This window comes from Streptomyces hokutonensis (genome assembly GCF_000376565.1).
Taxonomy (GTDB): domain Bacteria; phylum Actinomycetota; class Actinomycetes; order Streptomycetales; family Streptomycetaceae; genus Streptomyces; species Streptomyces hokutonensis.
Genome location: NZ_BARG01000025.1, coordinates 148,322 through 168,152 on the forward strand (window position 1 = coordinate 148,322; position 19,831 = coordinate 168,152).

Genomic DNA, 19,831 nt, shown 5'->3' on the forward strand with positions numbered 1-19,831 from the left:
GCTCTCATGGCGTACACGGGGGTTATGCCATGAGCGCGCGCCTGCGCGGCATCGCGCAGCAGACCGAGCAGATCGTGGCGGCCGGGGGCTACCGCGCGGCGGACGGGCGCGAGGTGTCCATCGCCGACGCGATCGAGGCGGCCCGGGCGGGCACCGGCCTGCACGGACCGGAGCCGGTGCGCATACCGGCGTTCTCTCCGGCGGACACGTTCATCGAGGTCACGGGCGAGAGCAGCCTGGAGGCCGCCCGCCGGATCACCGGCCCGGTCGCCGTCCTGAACTTCGCCTCGGCCCGCAATCCCGGCGGCGGCTTCCTCAACGGCGCGCAGGCCCAGGAGGAGGCCCTGTGCCGTGCCTCCGCGCTGTACACCTGCCTGCTGGAGGCCCGAGGTTTCTACGACCACCACCGCGCCCACCGCGACCCGTTCTACACGGACCGGGTCATCCACTCACCGGCCGTACCCGTCTTCCGCGACGACAAGGGCCGCCTCCTGGACGAGCCGTACACCGCGGGCTTCCTGACCGCCGCCGCGCCGAACGCGGGGGTCGTGCTGCGCACGGCACCGGAGCGCGCCGCCGAGCTGCCGGGCGCCGTCGCCGTACGGGCGGAGCGGGTGCTGGAGACGGCCGTGGCGCACGGCTACCGGCGGCTGGTCCTGGGGGCCTGGGGCTGCGGGGTGTTCCAGAACGACCCGGCGCAGGTCGCGGGCGCCTTCCACGCGCTGCTCGGGCCGGGCGGACGGTTCGCCGCGGCCTTCGAGCACGTGGTGTTCGGCGTCCTGGACCGCACACCGGGTGCCACGGTCCGGGACGCCTTCGTACGGGCCTTTCCGGAGCCTCAGCTCCAGAAGTAGCGGCTCAGGTGCAGTCGGGGCTGCTCAGGTCCAGCCGTAGCGCTCGTGCAGCCGGTGGCGCACGAGGTTGAACCGCATCTGGTCGATGGCGCACGCCTCCCGGCGCATGCCGTCCTCGTGCAGGCGCAGGACGCGGTCCACGTCGACCCAGGAGTCGCGGCCCGACTTGTCCCACGGCCCGTTGCCGATCGCGACCCACTCGCGGTCGGCGTCGTGCCGCTTGCTGGAGAGCTGGACGGCGAGCAGGGTCCCGCCGGGCTCGCGGGCCACGACGAGTACCGGGCGGTCCTTGCCCCGGCCGTCGTTCTCCTCGAACGGCACCCAGGTCCAGACGATCTCACCGGGGTCGGGGTCCCCGTCGTGCGCGGGGGAGTACTCGGTACGCACCTTGCCGACCTCGCGCGGGTCGGCCTCGGTGGTGGCGGAGGGGCCGAAGCGGCCCGGGACGTTCTCATCGGTAAACGCGGTCACGGGGGGCACCTTAGAGGGTGTCCCCCGCGACCCGTGCGTCAGCCTCCCGTTGACGTCACTTCTCGTCCGTCTCCACCGGCACCCTCTGCGACGGCGGTTGCACACTCCCGTTGAGGGCCGAAGTCCCGTTCGGGGCCTGCCCGTTCTCGTTCATCGAGGCCAGCAGCTGGCGGGCCAGACCGAGTCCGGCACCGCCCATGGTGAGCGCCTTGGCGAGCATCTCCGCCATGCCGTCGGCCCCGTTGAGGACCACCATGTTGTCGACGCTGCCGAACGCGGACGCGCCGGCCCGGACGATCTCCGGCCAGTTCTCGGCGAGTTGCTGCGCGACCACCGCTTCCTGGTTCTCGGCGAGGGCCGCGGCCCGCGCCTTGATGGCCTCCGCCTCGGCGAGACCCTGGGCGCGGGTCGCCTCGGCGGCGGCCAGACCCTTCGCCTGGGCGGCTGCGGCCTCGGCCTCACCGGTGGCCCGGGTGGCCGTCGCGGCGGCGGCACCTCGTGCCTGGGTCGCCTCGGCCTCGGCGTTCGCGGCCGTCTTGATCCGGCTCGCCTCGGCCAGGGCCGCCAACTCGGTCTCCTTCGCCTTGGCCTGCGCGGCGGAGATCCGCGCGTCACGCTCGGCCTCGGCACGGGCCCGGGTCTCGTAGGCCTGGGCGTCCGCGGGCTTGCGGACGTCCGCCTGGAGCTGCTGTTCCCGGCGCAGCGCGTCGAGTTCGGCGATCCGGGTCTCCTGGACGACGACGTCCTGCCGGGCGGCGGCGTCCGCGAGCGGTCCGGCCTGCCGGGCCTTCGCCGCCGCCTTGTCCCGCTCGGCCTGGTAGCCGGCCTGGAGGATCTCGCTGTCCCGGGTGGCCTCCGACATCCGTGCCGCGGCCTTCTGCTCGGCCTCGGTGGCAAGGCGGTTGGCCTCGGCCTGCGCGATGCGCGCGTCCCGCTGCACGGCCGCCGCGTGCGGCATCGCGAGGTTCTTGATGTACCCGGTCGGGTCCTCGATCTCGTGGATCTGCAGCGAGTCCACGATCAGACCCAGCTTCTCCATCTCCGTACCGCACGCGGCACGGGTCTGGCCCGTCAGCTTCTCCCGGTCGCGGATCATGTCCTCGACCGTCAACCCGCCCACGATGGACCGGAGATGACCGGCGAACACGTTGTGCACCCGCTCCGACATCATCTTCTGCTGGTCGAGGAAACGGCGGCCCGCGTTGGCGATCGACACGAAGTCGTCGCCCACCTTGAAGATGACCACGCCCCGCACCTTGAGCGGAATGCCCTGGGTGGTCACGCAATCCACGTGCAGTTCGGTCTCGTTGAGGTCCAGCGAGATCTTGCGCACCGCCTGCACACCCGGCAGCACCAGCGTGCCGCGCCCCGTGACGATGCGGAACCCCATGCCCTCTTCGAGGCCTTCGGTACGGTGTTTCGAGCCGGAGATGATGAGTGCCTCGTTGGGCTCGGCGACCCGCCACATCGACTTGAACAGACCGATCAGTACGAGGACGGCGACAACCGCCACCCCCGCTACGACGCCGATGACCATCGGCATACGCCCCCTTTTGATGGTGCCCTTTCGGCACCGAACGAAGGGAGTGTGCGCCTGTGCGACACCGGGGTACAGACGCTGACGGATCCTTGTTGCAATCTTGACGCATACGCCCCTGAAACGCTCTCACCTGCGAAGGAGGCGGCTCAACTGTCGTATGCCTGCGTGACGTAGACCGTCCTCGGCGGCAGGTAGTCCACCACCATCACCACGGTCCCCCGCTCGATCCGGTCCGTGCCGGTGGCGGCGTACGCGAGGAAGTGCTCGGCGCCGCCGCGCACCCGGACGATCACCTCGCCGACGAGCCCGGGTCCGACCGTCCCGGTGACCCGCCCCATCAGCCCGACCATCGACGCATCGTCCATGGTCACAGGGTACGGGCCGAACGGTCCTGTGCCGCCGGGGAATCCGCACCGACCGGCTCCGGCCACCGCTCGTGCCAGCGCAGCTCCGCCTCCAGCTGGGCGGCCAGCGACAGCAGCAGCGGTTCGCTGTTCGCGGGGCCCAACAGCTGGGCGCCGACCGGGAGTCCGTCCGCGACGAACCCGGCGGGGACATTGACGCCGGGCCAGCCGAGGACGTTCCACGGCCAGGCGTAGGGACAGGCGGCGATCATCGCGCGGTCGGTGGCCAGTCCGTCCAGGTCGAGCATCGCGCCAATGAGGGGCGGGGGAGCGGCAGTTGTCGGCGCGAGCACCAGGTCGTACCTGCCGAAGAACGCGCCGAACCGGTCGTGCAGGGTCGCCTCCGCGCGCCGCGCCGCCCGCAGCGGGGCCCCGCCGAGCAGCCGGCCCAGGCGGGCGGCCTCCAGGGTGCGGCGGTCGAGGAGCCCGGGGTGCGGTGCCTCGTGGACCCGCTCGGCGAGACCGACGGTGGCGCGGGGGAGGAAGGTCAGCCCGATCTGGCCGTAGGGCGGATCATCCTCTACGACCGTGTGGCCCAACCGGGCCAGTCTCTCGGCGAGTTCGAGGACCCGGGCCCGTACGTCCGGGCGCAGTCGGGCGGGCAGCGCGGTGAACGGCGGCTTCAGGGAGAGGGCGATGCGCAGTCGCCCGGGGGCGCGCCCCACGGCCTCGGCCATCCGCAGCGCGGGCGGCCGGTGCGGGTCCTGGGCGTGATTGCCGCTCGCCGCGTCCAGGAGCAGGGCCGCGTCCGCGACCGTACGGGCGAGGGTGCCGTTGACCGTGATGCCCTGGAAGGACTCGCCGCGCGGCCAGGTCGAGATGCGTCCGCGCTGCGGTTTGACGCCGATGAGGTGGGTCCAGGAGGCGGGGATGCGCACCGACCCGGCACCGTCCGAGCCGAGCGCGGCCGGGACCAGGCCCGCCGCGACGGCCGCCGCCGAGCCGCCGGACGAACCCCCGGGCGTATGACGGGAGTTCCAGGGATTGCGGGTCGCGCCGAACGCGGGCCCCTCGGTGAACGGCCACTGCCCGAGCTCGCAGGTGTTCGTCTTCCCGACGATCACGGCACCGGCCGCCCGCAGCCGCCGTACCGCCTCCCCGTCCTCGGCCGCCGGTGGGAACTTGCCCCGGCAGCCGAACGCGGTCGGTTCGCCCGCCACGTCCGTGTCGTCCTTGACGGCGACCGGCACACCGAGCAGCAACGTGCGGGCTCCGGCGGCCAGTTCACGGTCCGCCGCGTCGGCCTCGGCCAGCGCGGCCTCCCGCCGTACGATCCGAAAGGCGTTCAGGGAGGCCTGAGTTGCCTCGATCCGGGCCAGTGCCCGCTCGGTCAGGGTGCGTGACGTCACCTCGCCGGCGGCCAGCGCGCGGGCGGACTCGGCGAGGCCGGGGGAGCGGTCGGGCGTCATGGCGGCACCTCCGTGGCGCGTGGTCTACCGAACGGTAACGGCCGGGAGCCCGGTGTGGTGCGGATGCCGCAACATCCCGCGTGGCGTGGACGGTTGACCGTTCGCCACAGGCTTCCCACAGAGATCTTCCAGCACTGCGCAAACCATTGACGTGTTCCTGACCCACCCCTACCTTCTGACCGAATTCACGAACCGCGTTCGACATGACGAACGTCCGAGTCTCCGGGAGAGCCGCCCGTGACCACACGTCCCCCCACGCCGTCCCGCCGCGCCCTGCTGCGCGCGATGGCCGCCCTGCCCGTCTCGGCACTCGTCCTGGGCGAGGCCCCCGGACTGCTCGGCACGGCCCTGGCCGCCGCCCCCGCCGCCGGCTACGCCACCCGCTACACGATCGTCCCGTTCCTCAACAGCGACGACGGCACCGTCAACGTCTACCAGTCCGACGACGCCACCGACTTCCGCCTCGTCCAGGCCTCCGCCTACACCCCGCCCAGCAACCGCATCCGCGACGCCAGCGTGTTCAAGCACACCGACGGCTACTACTACCTGACGTACACCACCCACACCTGGGAGGACGTCAGCACCACCATCGGCTTCGCCCGCAGCACCGACCGCGTCAACTGGACCTTCCTGTACGACTACACGGTCCCGATCACCAACCTGTCCCGCGCCTGGGCCCCCGAGTGGTTCGTCGACGGCGACGGCAGTGTCAACGTCATCGTGTCCTGCTCGACCACCGACGACGAGTGGATCTTCACGCCGTACCGGCTGAAGGCGACCAACTCTGCGCTCACCGCCTGGAGTTCACCGGTCGCGCTGTCCGGTATCGGCTCCAACCACATCGACACGTACATCGTGCGCATCGGCTCGACCTACCACGCCTTCACCAAGAACGAGACGGCGAAGTACATCGAGTACGCCACCGCCTCCAGCCTCACCGGCCCGTACACGATCTCGAAGACCGGCGACTGGGCCGGCTGGGGCAGCTACCGCGAAGGCCCCTCGGTCGTCCAGCTCGACAACGGCGGCTGGCGGATCTTCTTCGACGGCTACGGCGACGGCAACTACTACTACAGCGACAGTTACGACACCTTCGCCACCTGGTCCGCGCCGACCGCGCTCACCACCCTCTCCGGCACGGCACGCCACTTCACGGTCATCAAGGAGACGGTGTCCGGCGGTCCGAGCCTCGCGACCGGGGTCACCCGCTCCTTCCAGTCCGCCAACTACACCACCCGCTACTGGCAGGAGGTGTCCTCGCTGCTCAACCTGCCGGTGGTGACCAGCGCCAGCACCACCGCGCTGAAGCAGGCCTCCACGTTCACCGTCGTCGCGGGCCTCGCCGACGCGACCGGCTTCTCCTTCCGGGACAGCGCGGGCAACTACCTGCGCCACTACGACTTCCGGGGCCGGTTCGACGCCAACGACGGCACGACGACGTTCGCGAAGGACGCCACGTTCTACGCCCGGACCGGTGCCACCACCGGCTCGCTCCGCTTCGAGTCGTACAACTATCCCGGCTACTACCTGCGCCACTACAACTACCAACTCCGGGTGGACCCGACCGACGGCACGGACCTCTTCCGTACCGACAGCTCGTTCGTGCCGGTGACGGCCTGGGCCTGAACCGAGGCGGTGTTCAGTCGGTGAGGCCCAGTGCCCCTGCCGCCTGGATCGCCAGCCAGACCTCGGCCAGCGCGCCCGTCGACGTGAGGTCTCGGTGGGTGAGGGTGCCGAAGCGGCGCAGCCGGTAGGCGAGGGTGTTCGGATGGATGTGCAGGGCCGCCGCGGCCGAGTCGGTGCGGCGGTCCCGCTCCATCCAGGTACGGGCCGAGACCAGCAGCTGCGAGTCGTGGGCCTCGTCGTAGCGCAGCACCTCGCCGAGCACGTGCTCGACCAGTGCCGTCAGGACGGCCGGGTCGTCGGGCAGCCAGCGGCCGGTCGCGTCGTCGCCGTAGCGGACGACGGGACGGCCCGACTCCATGGCCTTCGAGACCGCCCACAGCGCCTCGCGCTGGGCGACCCGCAGCGCGGCGCCGGGGAGGAAGGGGCGGCTCATTCCGGCGGCCACGCCCGGTAGTTCACCGATGGCGACGGTCAGCTCCGGCGCGCCCAGGACATAGCGGTCCTCGCCCCGGGTGAGCAGCAGATGAGGGTGGTCCTCCAGACAGCGCAGCAACGCCTCGTCGGTGGTGTGCCGTACGACGACGAGCACGGTGTCGCCGTCGATCGCGTGCCGGGCGAGCCTGCGGCGCGCCGCCTCCGGGTCGAGGACCTCCTGCAACAGCTCGGCCAGGGTCTCCGCGCCCTCGCGGCGCAGCGTCTCGCGTTCGTTGCGGACCATCGCCAGCCGCAGCGCCGCCACGGTGGCGATGTGCTGGGCGACGGCGAGTCCCGCGGGCTGGGCGCCCTGCCGCTCGTAGGCGACGAGGAAGCCCGCCGGGCCGCCGGGCGCGGGCACCGGGAGGACGAATCCGCCGGGGACGGTCGGCGGGGCGTCGACGGAGGCCGGCAGGACGGCGGGATCCGGAACCGGGACGCCGGGCAGCAGCGGGCGGCCCTGGGGCGTGCACAGATAGACGTCGTAGCCCGACAGGTCTTCGAGGCGGCGCAGCAGCGTCGGCGTGTCCAGGTCCTCCGCGACCAGCCAGCGCAACGCGCCGAAGACCTGGAGCTGCGCGCCCAGCCGGTGCCGGGCGTCCTCCTGGACGGCGGCCGCGACCTCCTGGGACACCGCGATGAACGGGACTGCGAGCGGTACTTCCAGCACCGGGAAGCCCCGCTCCTCCGCCGCCCGGAAGAACGCCTCGTGCAGCGGCGGCATGTGCAGCTGCGCGGAGAGGGCGAGCGCGGACACCCCGGCGTCGTCCAGCCGCTCCAGATAGGCGCGCTGTCCGGCCGCCGTACGCGGCACCGCGAGACCCGTCGTCATGATCACCTCGGCGCCCAGCAGCCAGGGCGTCGGATCGGTGAGTTCGCTGGCGTGCGCCCAGGACACGGACCTGCCGAGCCCGCCGCGACCGGCTTTCACGGAGAGCTGGAGCGCGGGGAAGGCGAGCAGATCCTCGACGGTCACTTTGTTTCCGGCCACAAAAGGAAGCGTACTGCTCCGTGACCGACACAATTGTCGCCGGTCGTGCGCGGGCCACAGACTGTGGAACCGGCCCCCCGCATGAACGGAAGGTGGAGCGCCAGTGACGACCTCGATCACCGAAATCGAGACCTACGGCGTCGAACGGATCCCGGACGAGGACCGCACGGCCCGCCCGATCGACCTGTTCCGGCTCGCCTTCGGCGGCGCCAACACCTTCGCCACCTGTGTGCTGGGCGCCTTCCCGATCCTCTTCGGCCTCTCCTTCTGGCAGGGCCTCGCCGCGACCGTCCTCGGCCTGGTCGCCGGTGCGCTGCTGCTGGCGCCGATGGCCCTGTTCGGCCCCACCAACGGCACGAACAACGCCGTCTCCTCCTCCGCCCACCTGGGCGTGCACGGCCGGGTCGTCGGCTCCTTCCTGTCGCTGCTCACCGCCGTCGCGTTCTTCTCGATCTCCGTGTGGTCCTCGGGTGACGCGCTCGTCGGCGGCGCGCACCGTCTCGTCGACGTTCCCGAGTCGGACGTCAGCTACGGCATCGCGTACGCCGTCTTCGCCGGGCTGGTCCTGGCCGTCTGCGTCTACGGCTTCAAGTTCATGCTGCTGGTCAACAAGATCGCCGTGCTGGCCGCGTCGGCCCTCTTCGTGCTCGGCGCCTTCGCCTTCGCCGGCGACTTCGACCCCGGCTACGCGGGCACCTTCGCCTCCACCGCCGACCCGCTGTTCTGGCCGTCGTTCATCGGCGCCGCCCTGATCGTGCTCTCCAACCCCGTCTCGTTCGGCGCGTTCCTCGGCGACTGGTCCCGCTACATCCCGGCCGGGGCCCCGCGCCGCCGGGTGATGGGGGCCGCGTTCCTCGCCCAGCTCGCCACCCTGCTGCCGTTCCTCTTCGGCCTGGCCACCGCGTCGATCATCGCCTCGAAGGCCGCCAAGTACGTCGACCCGGCCGCCCCGAACTACGTCGGCGGACTCCTCGCCATCTCGCCCGGCTGGTACTTCCTGCCGCTCTGCCTGATCGCCCTGATCGGCGGCCTCTCCACCGGCACGACGTCCCTCTACGGCACGGGCCTCGACTTCTCCAGCGTCTTCACGCGCTTCAGCCGCGTCCAGGCCACCTTCTTCATCGGCGCCCTGTCGATCGCGTTCATCTTCGTCGGCCGCTTCGCGCTGAACCTCACGCAGTCCATCTCCACCTTCGCCACGCTGATCATCACCTGCACCGCGCCCTGGATGATCGTCATGACCCTCGGCTACGTCACCCGGCGCGGCTGGTACGACCCGGACGCGCTCCAGGTCTTCAACCGCCGTCAGCGCGGCGGCCGTTACTGGTTCACGCACGGCTGGAACTGGCGCGGCATGTCCACCTGGCTGGTCTCCGCCGTCGTGGCCCTCCTCTTCACCAACCTCCCCGGCCAGTTCGTCGGCCCGCTCGGCGACCTCGCGGGCGGCACCGACATCTCACTGCCGGTCGGCCTCGCCCTCGCGGTCGTCCTCTACCTGGCCCTGCTCACCGTGTTCCCGGAGCCGCGCGAGGTGTACGGACCGGCCGGTCCCCGCTTCGTCCGGGCCTCGGACGCTCCCGTGCCGCCGATCACGGGCGGCACCGACGAGACCGTGACCGAGCCCGCCGTCACCCCTTTCGCAAGGAGCTGAGCATGAGCACCACCACCGTCCAGGAAGTCCGGGCCGCCGCCGACGCGCTCGTCGCCGCCTTCGCCGAGGGCCGCCTCGACGACTACTTCGGCGCCTTCGCCCCGGACGCGAGTTTCGTCTTCCACACCACCCCGCAACGGCTCGGCTCCACCGCCGAATACCGCGCGCTGTGGCAGCGGTGGGTGGACGAGGACGGCTTCCGCGTCCTCGGCTGCACCTCCTCCGCCCAGCTGATCCAGTCCTTCGGAGACACCGCCGTCTTCAGCCACGACGTGGAGACCCGGATCGCCACCGACTCGGGCGAGGAGACCGTCCAGGAGCGGGAGACCATCGTCTTCGCCCGCGGCGACGGCGGCGGCTGGGTCGCCGTACACGAGCATCTGTCCGCCCGCAGCGCCGCCTGACCAGGAGAGACGTCCATGAGCACCACCTTCCGGAACTACATCGACGGTGCGTTCTCGGACGCCTCCGACGGCCGCACCCTCGATGTCGTGGACCCCACCACCGGTGACGTCTACGCGAGCTCCCTGCTCTCCGGCGCGGCCGACGTCGACGCGGCGATGGCCGCCGCCGCTGCCGCGTTCCCCGGCTGGCGCGACACCACCCCGTCCGTACGGCAGCGCGCGCTGTTGAAGATCGCCGACGCGATGGAGGCGCGGGCCGACGAACTGGTCGCCGTCGAGAGCCGCGACACCGGCAAGCCGCTGCACCTTACCCGCAGCGAGGAACTCGCCCCCGCCATCGACCAGATCCGCTTCTTCGCGGGCGCGGCGCGGATGCTGGAGGGGCGGAGCGCCGGCGAGTACATGGAGGGCATGACCTCGATCATCCGGCGCGAGCCCGTCGGTGTGTGCGCACAGGTCGCGCCCTGGAACTACCCGCTGCTGATGGCCGTGTGGAAGTTCGCGCCCGCGCTGGCCGCCGGCAACACGGTGGTTCTCAAGCCCTCGGACACCACCCCCGCCTCCACCGTCCTGCTGGCCGAGATCATCGGCTCGATCGTTCCCAAGGGCGTCTTCAACGTGGTCTGCGGCGACCGCGACACCGGCCGGCTGATGGTCGAACACCCCACCCCCGCGATGGCCTCCATCACCGGCTCCGTACGCGCCGGCATCCAGGTCGCCGAGTCCGCGGCGAAGGACGTCAAGCGCGTCCACCTGGAACTCGGCGGCAAGGCCCCGGCCGTGGTCTTCGAGGACGCCGACCTGGACAAGGCGGTCGAGGACCTGGTCGTCGGCGGCTTCTTCAACGCGGGCCAGGACTGTACGGCCGCGACCCGGGTCCTGGTCCACGAGTCGGTCCACGACGAGTTCGTGGCCGCGCTCGCCAAGGCGGCGGCGGAGACGAAGACGGGCCTGCCGGACGACGAGGACGTGCTCTACGGCCCCCTCAACAACGCGGGCCAGCTCGCCCAGGTCAGCGGCTTCGTCGAGCGCCTCCCCGAACACGCCCGGATCGAGACGGGCGGCCACCGGGTCGGCGACAAGGGCTACTTCTACGCCCCGACCGTCGTCTCCGGCCTCCGCCAGGACGACGAGATCGTCCAGAACGAGGTCTTCGGCCCGGTCATGACCGTCCAGTCCTTCACCGACGAGGCCGAGGCCGTCCGCTACGCCAACGGCGTCGACTACGCGCTGGCCTCCTCGGTGTGGACCCAGGACCACGCGCGGGCCATGCGGATGTCGAAGAACCTCGACTTCGGCTGCGTCTGGATCAACACCCACATGGCACTCGTCGCCGAGATGCCGCACGGCGGCTTCAAGAAGTCCGGCTACGGCAAGGACCTTTCGGCCTACGGCTTCGAGGACTACACCCGGATCAAGCACGTCATGACATCACTCTGACCTGAGCGTGGCGAGGCGCTGCCAACGGGCTTCCCGCGCAGGGTCGATGGCGCTGCGCCACACCAGCGTCCCGCCGATCAGCCCGGGCTCGTCGCGGGGTGCGAGCGCCGGGGCTTCGAGCGCGTCGGCGGTCTCCTCCAGGTAGGTCACCAGCGTGTCGCGCTCGTCGTCGGTGTGGTCGTCGTAGCGCGACCACCGCCCGAGGAAACCGGTCTCCGTATCCAGGTAGAGCCCCGAGACACGGTCGGCGGGACTGTCCGCGGCGACCGGAATCCAGCCGGGCCGCCACACGGTGATCCGCTCCCCCTCGGGACGACCGGCGTTCGCCGTGTCCAGGTGGGCCTGTGCCTCCGTCTTCAGCCGGTATACGGCGGCCACCGCGTCCAGGGGCAGCAGCGCCCGGTTGCCCGGCAGACAGCCCCGCCCGTCGGACCCGTCGTCGCCCGCGCTCAGCAGCCACAGGACGGTCAACTCGACCGGTATCCGCACCCCGAGCTCGCTCTCCAGCGCGGCTACGGCGGCCAGGTCGGCGCCGGTGCGGAGCGCCGCGTAGGAGTCGGGCGCGTTGTCCCGGAGCCAGTGCGTGATCCGGCGCCAGGCATCCGCGACCTCCCGCACGGTGACCGCGGTGACATCGGGATGGACGGGCAACTCCCGTTCCTGCTCCGCCTCTTGCGCGTCGTCTGGCTCGGCGGCAGGGGCCAGGGCGACGTACCGGATCTCGATCCGGTCGGGCTCGTGGAGGTAGCCGACGGCCAGTGCGGGACAGTCCTCGAACAGCTCGCCGTCGACCAACACCGTACGGATGCCGGGCAGTTGCGAGGGCACCCCCATCTCCGGGTCGTCGGCGAGCTGCCCCGCCACGGCTTTCAGCGCGTAGGGAGCACCGGCCCCGAACCGGGCGGCGGCGTCCCGTACGAGCGCGGGTATCTCGACGTCCACGGCCTGGGGCTCCTTGCGGTCGGGGAAGAGCGATGCGCCCCACACCCTAGGTCGCCCACGACACCAGGGCCGCGCGCTCCGCCCAACTCACGCGGAACGCGCGGCCGTTGGCCACCGACCGTGCGGTGCGGGCGCTACGGGCGGTCCGCTCCGGCGCTGGCGTCGCCCACGGTGACCGGCTCCCGGCGTCTGCGGGTCATGTCCTGCGGGGTCGCCCGCAGTGCGAGGGCGCGGGGGTAGATCGCCTGGAGGAGCGGGCCCGTCATGGCGGTGGTCAGTACCGCCATGACCACCATCAGCGAGTACAACCGCTCGTCCAGGATGCCGAGTTGGCGGCCGACGCTCAGGATGATGAGTTCGGTGAGACCTCGGGTGTTCATCAGGACGGCCAGGGCAGAGGAGATGCGCCGGTCCAACCCGTTGGCGTAGGCGCCCGCGTACGCGCCGGCGAGCTTGCCGCCCACCGCCACCAGCAGGATCAGCGCCAACTGTCCGAGGTCGGACCAGCCGAGCCGGGACAGGTCCACCTGGAGACCGGCGACCAGGAAGAACACCGGGAGCAGCAGCACGTTGTTCACCAGCCCGACCCGTTCGCTCAGATCGGCCCGGAGCCGCTCCGATCCCGAGCGCGGGACGACCGCCCCGAACAGGAACGCCCCGAAGATGAAGTGCAGCCCCATCCACTCGGTGGCGGCCCCCGACACCAACAGCCCGGCGAACGCCGTGGCCAGCAGCACCGCGGTCGGCTGCGCGACCACCCCCGGCCGCTTCAACAGCCGCCCCAGCAGCCACCGTACGGGGTAGAACATCAGCAGCAGATACGGCAGGAACAGCAGCGCCCGTTCGGGGTTGCCGCCCGGTGCGACGATGGCCACCACCACGGCCAGCAGCGACCAGGCCAGTACGTCGGCGAGGGCGGCGCAGCACAGCGCCAGTGCGCCCAGCGGGGTGTGGTCCAGGTTCCGGTCGGTGAGGATCCGGGCCAGCACCGGGAACGCGGTGATGGACATGGCGGCGCCCATGAAGAGGACGAAGCCCGGATGGTTGGGGCTGGGATGGTCGTGCAGGAGGTACGTGCCGAGTGCCATGCCCAGGCCGCACGGGAGCAGCAGTGAGGCCAGCGAGACGGAGGCGGCGATACGGCCCGTGCCGCGCACCATGCCGCGGTCGAACTCCAGGCCCACCAGGAACATGAAGACGGCGACCCCGACATCGGCGAGCGCGGTCAGGAACGGCCGGATGTCGGTCGGCAGCAGCGCGTGCGAAACGGCGCCGTCGAAGAGGGTCGGGCCGAGCAGGATGCCGGCCAGGATCTCGCCGACGACCGGGGGCTGGCCGAGTCTGCGCGCGAGGGCGCCGAACACGGCTGCCGCGACGATGACGACGGCGAGGCCGGCCAGTAAGGCGGATGCTTGGGAGGAGGTCATGGCGCGATGGACTCCTTGTGCCGGGGGTGGCGCGACGCGGGCGTCCTCGTTTGGCCCGGACGAAATCGTGCCACCTCGGACCGAAGCGACGGCGCCAGTCCTCCTACGACATCGGTACTGCGTTAGTGCTGAATCCGTAGATTGCGGATTTCGTGAGCGACACCTCGCTCTTCCTCCTCGAAAACCCTGTGCAATTCCCGGACCGGCATAGGGAAGTGGTCGCCGATTGGGTCAGTGCGATTGTTCGCGGGCGCGGCTCCGCGTCTCCCTGAGATGGCAGTCGACGGACCGGGCCATGATCAGCCCGCTCTTCGGATCGTCGGCCGCCACGCTGAAGCGGCGGATCAAGGAGACCGCGTCCAGCGCGACGCCCTCGCGGGCGAGGACGAAGACCAGGGCGAGGAAGGCGGAGCGGGCGTTGCCGTCGTCGAAGGGATGGAAGAAGCACACGTCGAGACAGGCGCGGGCGGCACGCGCCGTCAGCGGAAGGGGTCGTTCGTCGTCCCGCGCGCTCTCGGCCAGGCAGGCGTCGAGGAGTCGACGGGTGTCGGGGCCGATGCCGTAGCGCTCCCGGCCGCCCTTGGCGAAGGCGGGCAGGGTGCGGAACGACGGGGGTCGCGGTGTGCCGAGGACGTGCCGCTGCCAGCCGCGCAGCAGCTCGAAGTCGAGCGCGGCACCGCGCTCCGCGTCGGCCCGCACCAGTTCCAGAGCGGCGAGCAGTCCCTCCCCGCGCGCGGTGTCCACGGCGCTGTCGAAGGTACGTACGCTCTCCGCGGCACCGTCCCGCGACGGGACCACCGGCTCGTCCCCACCGCCGTCCGGCACGTCCTCCCACGCCGTGGCCGCACGCACCGCGAGCCAGCTCCGCAGATGGTCGGGCAGGGGGGCGGGTGGCCCTACGACGTCCTCGGGCCGCAGGGATTCCGCGATCCGTTCCGCTATGTCGTCGAGCAGGACCCGGTCGGGTGCGGTCCAGCTCTGGAACCGTCCGCCGACGGCCTGCGTGACCAGCCGCTGGGCCGCCTCGGGGTCGACGTGCCGGCCGGCGAGGAACCAGGTGAGGACCTGATCGCAGTGCCCGTACCAGCCGCTGCCGGCGCCGGTGCGGTCGGTCACGTGCAGGATCAGGTTCCGGGCGGTGGACTCCCACAGGATCCGCTGGTCCGCCAATGCGGACAGGTCCAGCGGATATGCCTCGAACCAACCCGCCAGCTGCTCAAGCCAGTTCCGCCACTCGCACAGCCCGGCGACCACCCGGTCCAGGGTCGCCTCCGGGGTGTCCACCGAGTGCGAAGGGCAGCACCAGCTCCCGACCGGCCCGCCGTCGAAGTCGCCCTCGTCGTGCGCCCACCGCCAGCCCACGGCCCAGCGGCCGTAGTGCTCGGCGAGGGCGTGCGACATGGCGTCGGCCCAGGGCCTGGCCACGGTCCAGTTCCAGTCGCGCAGGGCGGGATCGCCGTAGGGGAGGTCCGGGCGGGCCGGTACCCGGCGGGCCGGTCCGAGGGAGCGGACCACCCGCGCCGCGGACCCGCTGTCGAAGGGATGACGGGCCGGGTCCACCTCGTCCCAGCTCAGGTCCCTCGGGTTCAGGTCGGTCGGCATCGCGCAAGCCTGCACATCCGCCCGGCGCGCGTTCAACCGAATTACCGCCGGGCGCGGCCCGTCAACGCGGCGTCGCCGACGGCTCGTTGGGGAGGGCGGCCCGCGGCGGCCGGTCGGCGGTCGCGCGCAGGGTGGGTTCGTTGCGCAGCCGTACGAAGGTGATGGCCAGGGCGACGGCCTGTACGGCGGCGCAGCACAGGACGGCCGTGCCGAGGTGGGCCGGCGGGGTGAGGGCGACGAGGATGCCGGCCACCGGGAACGGCAGCAGCAGGAGCAGCATGGTCAGGGAGAGCGTGGTGCCGAAGGCCGTGGCCGGGATGACCAGGGAGCGCAGGGTGCGCAGTACGACGGTGAGGCCGCCGTCGCCCGCCATGAACAGCGCGACGAGGACGGTGTAGGCGGCGTAGGACGGGGCCTGAGGGAGAGCCAGGCAGGCCGCCGACGCGAAGGTCGCGCACACCACCCCCACGCCCCACAGGTCGAGCCGGCTCAGCGCCAGCCGACAGCAGGTGACCGCCAGCAGGGTCGCCGCCGCGGCGGCGGACCACAGGGTGCCGACGTCGGCGGAGGAGCGCCCGAAGTTCTCCACCACGATCACGGGGCTGGCCGACTGGAGCAGACCGAGCGCGAGATTGGAGCAGGCCAGACCCGCCACCAGCCAGCGCAGCGCGGGCAGTCTGCGCAGCATGCGCAGCCCGGTCCGCAGACCTCCCGGAGTCCGCTCGCCGTCCGGCCGCGCGGAACGCAGGGGGGTCGGCGGGGTCTGCAGACCGAGCACGGCGGCCAGCAGGGACAGCGCGGTCAGACACCCGAGCATCCAGCCCGGCCCCACCAGCAGCAGGAAGCCCGCGAGCAGGGGGCCGACCAGCATGGCGGTCTGGTCGATGCCGATGAGGACCGACTGCACTCCGTGCGGCCGGTGTTGGGCCCGCCGGGTGACGATCGCGCCCACCGCCTCATTGGCGACGAAGCTGAACTGGGTGAGCGTGCCGGTCACCGCGGCCAGCACCAGCACGGTCACCGTCTCGGCCGTACCGCGCGGGAGCACGGCCAGCGTGACCGCCGCCCCGGCCAGCACCAGGGCCCGCAGCAGCGAGGCCAGGAAACAGACGATGGCCGCGCCGCGCCGGTCCACCACATTGCCGGCCAGCACGAACGCGGCGATCCGGGGCGTCCACTCCAGCGCGAACGCCAGGCCCGTGAGTGACGGGGACCGGGTGATCGTCAGGACGAGGAGCGGCATGGCGTACGTCGACATCGAGAACGCCAGGGCGTCACTGGTGCGGGGTGCGTAGATCCGTCGAAAGAGACTGCCGGACGGAACGGCTGCATGGCGACCGGCGGGCGGCCGGTCCTCGTGCAGGGTCATGGCCACGGAGCGGAGGGCTTTCGGTGAGGCGTATCACGGAGGGGGAAACGGGCGGCCCCCACCTACGGCGAAAGGAATTCGCGGAGGGCGGGGGACAGGGTAAAACGCCTACCAGCAACGGCAGTTGAGGCGTGAAATATATCGCAGCTCAGGGGTTCGGCATATCCCGTGCGCACATCTCCGCATGTTCTGGGCAAGGGATTCGCGGCATTCCCGATGCCGATATCGGAAGTGTCCGCAGATTCGTGGCCCAGGGACCGAAAGGGAAGCCGTCGTGTTCGTGATTTCGTGGCTCCGCGGGCCTGGGGGAATCCGGAGCGGGAGCACCTGTCAATGAGGTGATGAAATCTAGGCGTACGGGTCTGTGAGCTGGGAAGACGTCCTGCTTTCTGGCCCTGGACAGTGGTGATGTCACCTGTCAATATGGACACGTGGATGAGTTCGTGTTTGTGAGCGGCCGGCTGTGTCTCGACCTGGCGGGGACCAGGCTGTGGCGCCGCAGTCTCCGTACCGAACTGCTGGGCTCTCCGGACGACTTGCGGCGCTGGATCGGCGCGGCGGGACTCGTGGACGATCCCGGTGTCGTGGACTCCCGGGCGCTGGAGCGGGTCCGTCGGCTGCGCGAGGCCGCCTACACGCTGGTCCGCAACTGGCCGTTGGGCGACAGCCCGGACAGTGCCGTCGAGGAAGCTCGCGCGGAGGTGAACGAAGCGGCTCGGCTTCCGACGCCCAGGCATCAACTCGACGGGTCGGGGCGGGTGTTGCGCACCGGTGGCGTGGACGAGGTGCTCGGCGCGGTCGGCCGGGACGCCGTGGACCTGGTGGGCTCGCCCCAGTTCTCGCGGATGAAGGAGTGCGCCAACGACGAGTGCACGCGCCTGTTCGTGGACCTGTCCCGCTCCGGCGCCCGGCGCTGGTGCGGGATGGCGGAGTGCGGCAACAGGCACAAGGCCGCCAGCTACCGGCAGCGGAAGAAGGAGCGGTCCGGGGTCTGACCCGGTGCGCGGTCGTTCTCGTGCGGCGCGTCAGTCGAGTGCGAGGGCGCGGGTGAGGCCGGTCAGGATGTCCTCCAACACGCCGTGGGACGTGGCGAAGTTGAGCCGTAGGAAGCCGTCGGCTCCGGGTCCGAAAGGGCTGCCGCCGTCGAGCAGTACTCCACCGCTCTCCAAGACCCGTTCCACGGGCGGTTGTTCGAGCCGCAGCGGGCGGGCGTCGATCCAGGCCAGGTAGGTCGCCTCCGGCAAGTGGTGGCGCAGGTGCGGCAGTCGGGTGCGCAGCGCCTGCCGCACCCGGCGGCGGTTGCGGTCCAGGACGGTCAGCAGGTCGCGCTGCCATGCGTCGCCGTCCCGCCACGCGGCCTCGGTCGCGACCACACCGAGCGGGGACACCGTGCCGTACAGGTCCGGGGGTTGGGCGTCGCGCAGCGCGAGGAGCCGGTCCGGGCCGTAGTGCGTGACGGCGCAGCGGATCGCGGCGAGGTTGAACGACTTGGTCGCGGACGTCAGCGTCACGGTCCTGCGGGCCGCGTCGGGGGAGAGGCTCGCGAACGGGATGTGCCGGTGCGGGGCGTGGACCAGTTCGGCGTGGATCTCGTCGCTGACGACCAGCAGGTCGTGCCGCCGGGCGATGGCGGCGGTCTCCTCCAGCTCGGCGCGGGTCAGGACCCGGCCCGTCGGATTGTGCGGGTTCACCAGCACCAGGACCTTGCAGCCCGACCGTTTGACGGCGGCGTCCAGGGCGGCGAAGTCCATGCGCCACCCCTCGTCCGTGTCCTCCATCGGGACAGGCACGGCGACGCGTCCCATGGTCGTCAACGTGGCAAGGAACGGCGGGTAGTTGGGGGTCTGGATCGCGACCGCGTCGCCCGGGGCCGTCGCCAGGTGGAGGACGAGCTGGAGGCACTGGATCAGGTCGGTCTGCTCGCGTACCCGGTCCGCGTGCGCCGGCCAGCCGTAGCGGTCGGCCATCCGGCGGGCGAAGGCGGTGCGCAGCGGGCTGCCGTCGGGCCAGTCCGGGTAGCCGAGGTCGCGCCGCTCGACGGCGGCGCGCAGTGCGTCGGTCACGGCCGGTGGAACCGGGAAGTCCATGTCGGCGACCCAGGCGGGCAGTACGTCCGGCGCCGGTCGGTGCCACTTCACACTGGAGCGGGCGCGCAGCCGGTCCCGGTCCAGGTCGTCGAAGCCGGGCAGCAGCCGAAGAGTCTCCGTGCTCATGAGGAAGCTCCCTGCTTCAGCAGATCGCGGGTGATCTGTATCTGGCCGTGGTGCTGGGCGAGTTCTTCGAGGACGTGCAGTTGCACACCCGCCACGCTCAGCGGGCGGTCCGGTCCCTCGAAGTCGGCGGGCGGTGTGTTGCGCGGCACCGACGCGGGAGTGACCGGAGCGAGGTCGGCCGCCAACTGCTCGTACAGCGCGTCGACTTGCCTGCGCAGGTCACCCAGGCGACCCGTGGCCGTGAACTCGGCGGCGCGGTCACGGCCGACCTCGCGCCCCGCGACGACGTGACCGGTCCAGTAGTCGGCGACCGCCACACAGTGGTACGCGATCGCGTAGACGGAGTTCGCGCCGGGCAGCGGCGGGCGGGTGTTCCCCAGGCCGTCGCCCAACTCCTCCAGCACGCCGAGCATGCCGTCGAGGGCGCGCCGCAGGAAGTACAGGTACTCGTTCTGATCGTGCACGGCAGGGATTCCTCATCGGTGGGCCATGTCACCGCTCTGTGTGGTGACGTCGCCAGCGTGATGTACGGCCGTGTCACCTGTCAATGAGGTGACTGCTGCGAGATGTGTGCAGGCGGGGGTGGGGTGGGTGGACGTCGATGTGCGGGAACGTGAGAGGTGCTCACCGCATTGACTGGTGACTTATGCGCTCGTTCAGAGGCGGAAGCCTTCGGCGCGATGCCCATGGCCCCGCGGTCGGCCCACGCGGTCATCTCCTCGACAAGGGGTGCCGCGGTAGCGCCCGGCTCGGCGCCGAGGAAGGGGCCGAGCGCGGCGCGAGCTCCACCGGACGTGCCCGGCGTGGCGGTGTGGCCCGAGAGCGGCGCGCCCGGGATGAGCCGGTGGAGGTGCGGTCGGCGCATCGCCCAGGACCGGTGGGCGAGGGCGAGGCGGTGCAGCCAGGCCCTGGGCTCGGCCGGCGTGCTCGGGGCGGCGCCCGTGTCGGCGATGGCGTGGGCGATGTCGAGGTAGGCGTCCGTGACCAGGGCGTCGACCAGTGCGTCCCGGCTAC

General features: G+C 71.5%; 17 protein-coding genes. 6 read left to right on the forward strand and 11 right to left on the reverse strand.

Annotated elements, in window-relative coordinates:
• The first annotated feature begins 29 nt into the window (after positions 1-29).
• Positions 30-854, forward strand: coding sequence for a TIGR02452 family protein (locus tag SSP08S_RS14655; protein ID WP_019068364.1), 825 nt, complete (start codon positions 30-32; stop codon positions 852-854).
• 24 nt (positions 855-878) lie between these two features.
• On the opposite strand, the gene SSP08S_RS14660 is transcribed toward SSP08S_RS14655, so the two are convergent.
• From SSP08S_RS14660 to SSP08S_RS14675, 4 genes are all read right to left on the reverse strand, one after another.
• Positions 879-1,325 (reverse strand): type II toxin-antitoxin system PemK/MazF family toxin, encoded by a 447-nt coding sequence (locus tag SSP08S_RS14660; RefSeq protein ID WP_019068365.1) that lies wholly within the window; start codon positions 1,323-1,325, stop codon positions 879-881.
• 55 nt (positions 1,326-1,380) lie between these two features.
• Positions 1,381-2,868 carry an SPFH domain-containing protein gene (locus SSP08S_RS14665; protein WP_019068366.1) on the reverse strand — a complete coding sequence of 496 codons (1,488 nt, stop codon included), beginning with the start codon at positions 2,866-2,868 and terminating at the stop codon, positions 1,381-1,383.
• 143 nt (positions 2,869-3,011) lie between these two features.
• Positions 3,012-3,230, reverse strand: a complete 219-nt coding sequence (locus tag SSP08S_RS14670) for an NfeD C-terminal domain-containing protein (RefSeq protein WP_245607882.1) — start codon at positions 3,228-3,230, stop codon at positions 3,012-3,014.
• A 2-nt stretch (positions 3,231-3,232) separates the two neighbouring features.
• Positions 3,233-4,678, reverse strand: coding sequence for an amidase (locus SSP08S_RS14675; protein ID WP_019068368.1), 1,446 nt, complete (start codon positions 4,676-4,678; stop codon positions 3,233-3,235).
• Positions 4,679-4,915: 237 nt separating this feature from the next.
• On the opposite strand from SSP08S_RS14675, the gene SSP08S_RS14680 reads away from it, so the two are divergent.
• Complete coding sequence (locus SSP08S_RS14680; RefSeq protein ID WP_019068369.1) at positions 4,916-6,304, forward strand: glycoside hydrolase family 43 protein; 1,389 nt, start codon at positions 4,916-4,918, stop codon at positions 6,302-6,304.
• Positions 6,305-6,317: 13 nt separating this feature from the next.
• Here the strand turns inward: SSP08S_RS14680 and SSP08S_RS14685 are convergent, their stop codons facing one another.
• Positions 6,318-7,769, reverse strand: coding sequence for a PucR family transcriptional regulator (locus tag SSP08S_RS14685; protein WP_026178492.1), 1,452 nt, complete (start codon positions 7,767-7,769; stop codon positions 6,318-6,320).
• A gap of 103 nt (positions 7,770-7,872) precedes the next feature.
• On the opposite strand from SSP08S_RS14685, the gene SSP08S_RS14690 reads away from it, so the two are divergent.
• From SSP08S_RS14690 to SSP08S_RS14700, 3 genes are read left to right on the forward strand one after another with little or no spacing between them, the layout of a single operon-like run.
• Positions 7,873-9,420, forward strand: a complete 1,548-nt coding sequence (locus tag SSP08S_RS14690) for a purine-cytosine permease family protein (protein ID WP_019068371.1) — start codon at positions 7,873-7,875, stop codon at positions 9,418-9,420.
• A gap of 2 nt (positions 9,421-9,422) precedes the next feature.
• Complete coding sequence (locus tag SSP08S_RS14695; RefSeq protein WP_019068372.1) at positions 9,423-9,824, forward strand: nuclear transport factor 2 family protein; 402 nt, start codon at positions 9,423-9,425, stop codon at positions 9,822-9,824.
• Between the two features lie 15 nt (positions 9,825-9,839).
• Positions 9,840-11,264, forward strand: a complete 1,425-nt coding sequence (locus tag SSP08S_RS14700; protein WP_019068373.1) for a gamma-aminobutyraldehyde dehydrogenase — start codon at positions 9,840-9,842, stop codon at positions 11,262-11,264.
• Here SSP08S_RS14700 and SSP08S_RS14705 read toward each other — a convergent pair.
• The 4 genes from SSP08S_RS14705 to SSP08S_RS14720 form a co-directional block, all read right to left on the reverse strand.
• A complete protein-coding gene (locus SSP08S_RS14705; RefSeq protein ID WP_102133344.1) occupies positions 11,256-12,206 on the reverse strand; it encodes an SMI1/KNR4 family protein in 951 nt (316 codons plus the stop codon). The two genes, SSP08S_RS14700 and SSP08S_RS14705, sit on opposite strands and share 9 nt — an antisense overlap.
• A 134-nt stretch (positions 12,207-12,340) precedes the next feature.
• Positions 12,341-13,633, reverse strand: coding sequence for a cation:proton antiporter (locus tag SSP08S_RS14710; protein ID WP_019068375.1), 1,293 nt, complete (start codon positions 13,631-13,633; stop codon positions 12,341-12,343).
• A gap of 231 nt (positions 13,634-13,864) precedes the next feature.
• Positions 13,865-15,235, reverse strand: coding sequence for a Fic family protein (locus SSP08S_RS14715; RefSeq protein WP_019068376.1), 1,371 nt, complete (start codon positions 15,233-15,235; stop codon positions 13,865-13,867).
• Between the two features lie 61 nt (positions 15,236-15,296).
• The gene (locus SSP08S_RS14720; RefSeq protein WP_019068377.1) at positions 15,297-16,604 is read right to left on the reverse strand and encodes an MFS transporter; all 1,308 of its coding nucleotides are present in this window, start codon (positions 16,602-16,604) and stop codon (positions 15,297-15,299) included.
• Between the two features lie 431 nt (positions 16,605-17,035).
• On the opposite strand from SSP08S_RS14720, the gene SSP08S_RS14725 reads away from it, so the two are divergent.
• On the forward strand, positions 17,036-17,599 hold the full coding sequence (locus SSP08S_RS14725; protein WP_019068378.1) for a CGNR zinc finger domain-containing protein: 564 nt from the start codon (positions 17,036-17,038) through the stop codon (positions 17,597-17,599).
• A gap of 30 nt (positions 17,600-17,629) precedes the next feature.
• Here the strand turns inward: SSP08S_RS14725 and SSP08S_RS14730 are convergent, their stop codons facing one another.
• Positions 17,630-18,817, reverse strand: coding sequence for a MalY/PatB family protein (locus tag SSP08S_RS14730; protein WP_019068379.1), 1,188 nt, complete (start codon positions 18,815-18,817; stop codon positions 17,630-17,632).
• Complete coding sequence (locus SSP08S_RS14735) at positions 18,814-19,281, reverse strand: DinB family protein (protein WP_019068380.1); 468 nt, start codon at positions 19,279-19,281, stop codon at positions 18,814-18,816. The genes SSP08S_RS14730 and SSP08S_RS14735 overlap by 4 nt, the downstream gene beginning before the upstream one ends.
• Positions 19,282-19,831 lie beyond the last annotated feature (550 nt).

Excerpts from the sequence above, each read along its gene's own strand:
- SSP08S_RS14655 (WP_019068364.1), top strand. The coding sequence starts at position 30 with ATGAGCGCGCGCCTGCGCGGCATCGCGCAGCAGACCGAGCAGATCGTG.
- SSP08S_RS14665 (WP_019068366.1), bottom strand. The coding sequence starts at position 2,868 with ATGCCGATGGTCATCGGCGTCGTAGCGGGGGTGGCGGTTGTCGCCGTC.
- SSP08S_RS14670 (WP_245607882.1), bottom strand. The coding sequence starts at position 3,230 with ATGGACGATGCGTCGATGGTCGGGCTGATGGGGCGGGTCACCGGGACG.
- SSP08S_RS14675 (WP_019068368.1), bottom strand. The coding sequence starts at position 4,678 with ATGACGCCCGACCGCTCCCCCGGCCTCGCCGAGTCCGCCCGCGCGCTG.
- SSP08S_RS14695 (WP_019068372.1), top strand. The coding sequence starts at position 9,423 with ATGAGCACCACCACCGTCCAGGAAGTCCGGGCCGCCGCCGACGCGCTC.
- SSP08S_RS14700 (WP_019068373.1), top strand. The coding sequence starts at position 9,840 with ATGAGCACCACCTTCCGGAACTACATCGACGGTGCGTTCTCGGACGCC.
- SSP08S_RS14710 (WP_019068375.1), bottom strand. The coding sequence starts at position 13,633 with ATGACCTCCTCCCAAGCATCCGCCTTACTGGCCGGCCTCGCCGTCGTC.
- SSP08S_RS14715 (WP_019068376.1), bottom strand. The coding sequence starts at position 15,235 with ATGCCGACCGACCTGAACCCGAGGGACCTGAGCTGGGACGAGGTGGAC.
- SSP08S_RS14720 (WP_019068377.1), bottom strand. The coding sequence starts at position 16,604 with ATGACCCTGCACGAGGACCGGCCGCCCGCCGGTCGCCATGCAGCCGTT.
- SSP08S_RS14730 (WP_019068379.1), bottom strand. The coding sequence starts at position 18,817 with ATGAGCACGGAGACTCTTCGGCTGCTGCCCGGCTTCGACGACCTGGAC.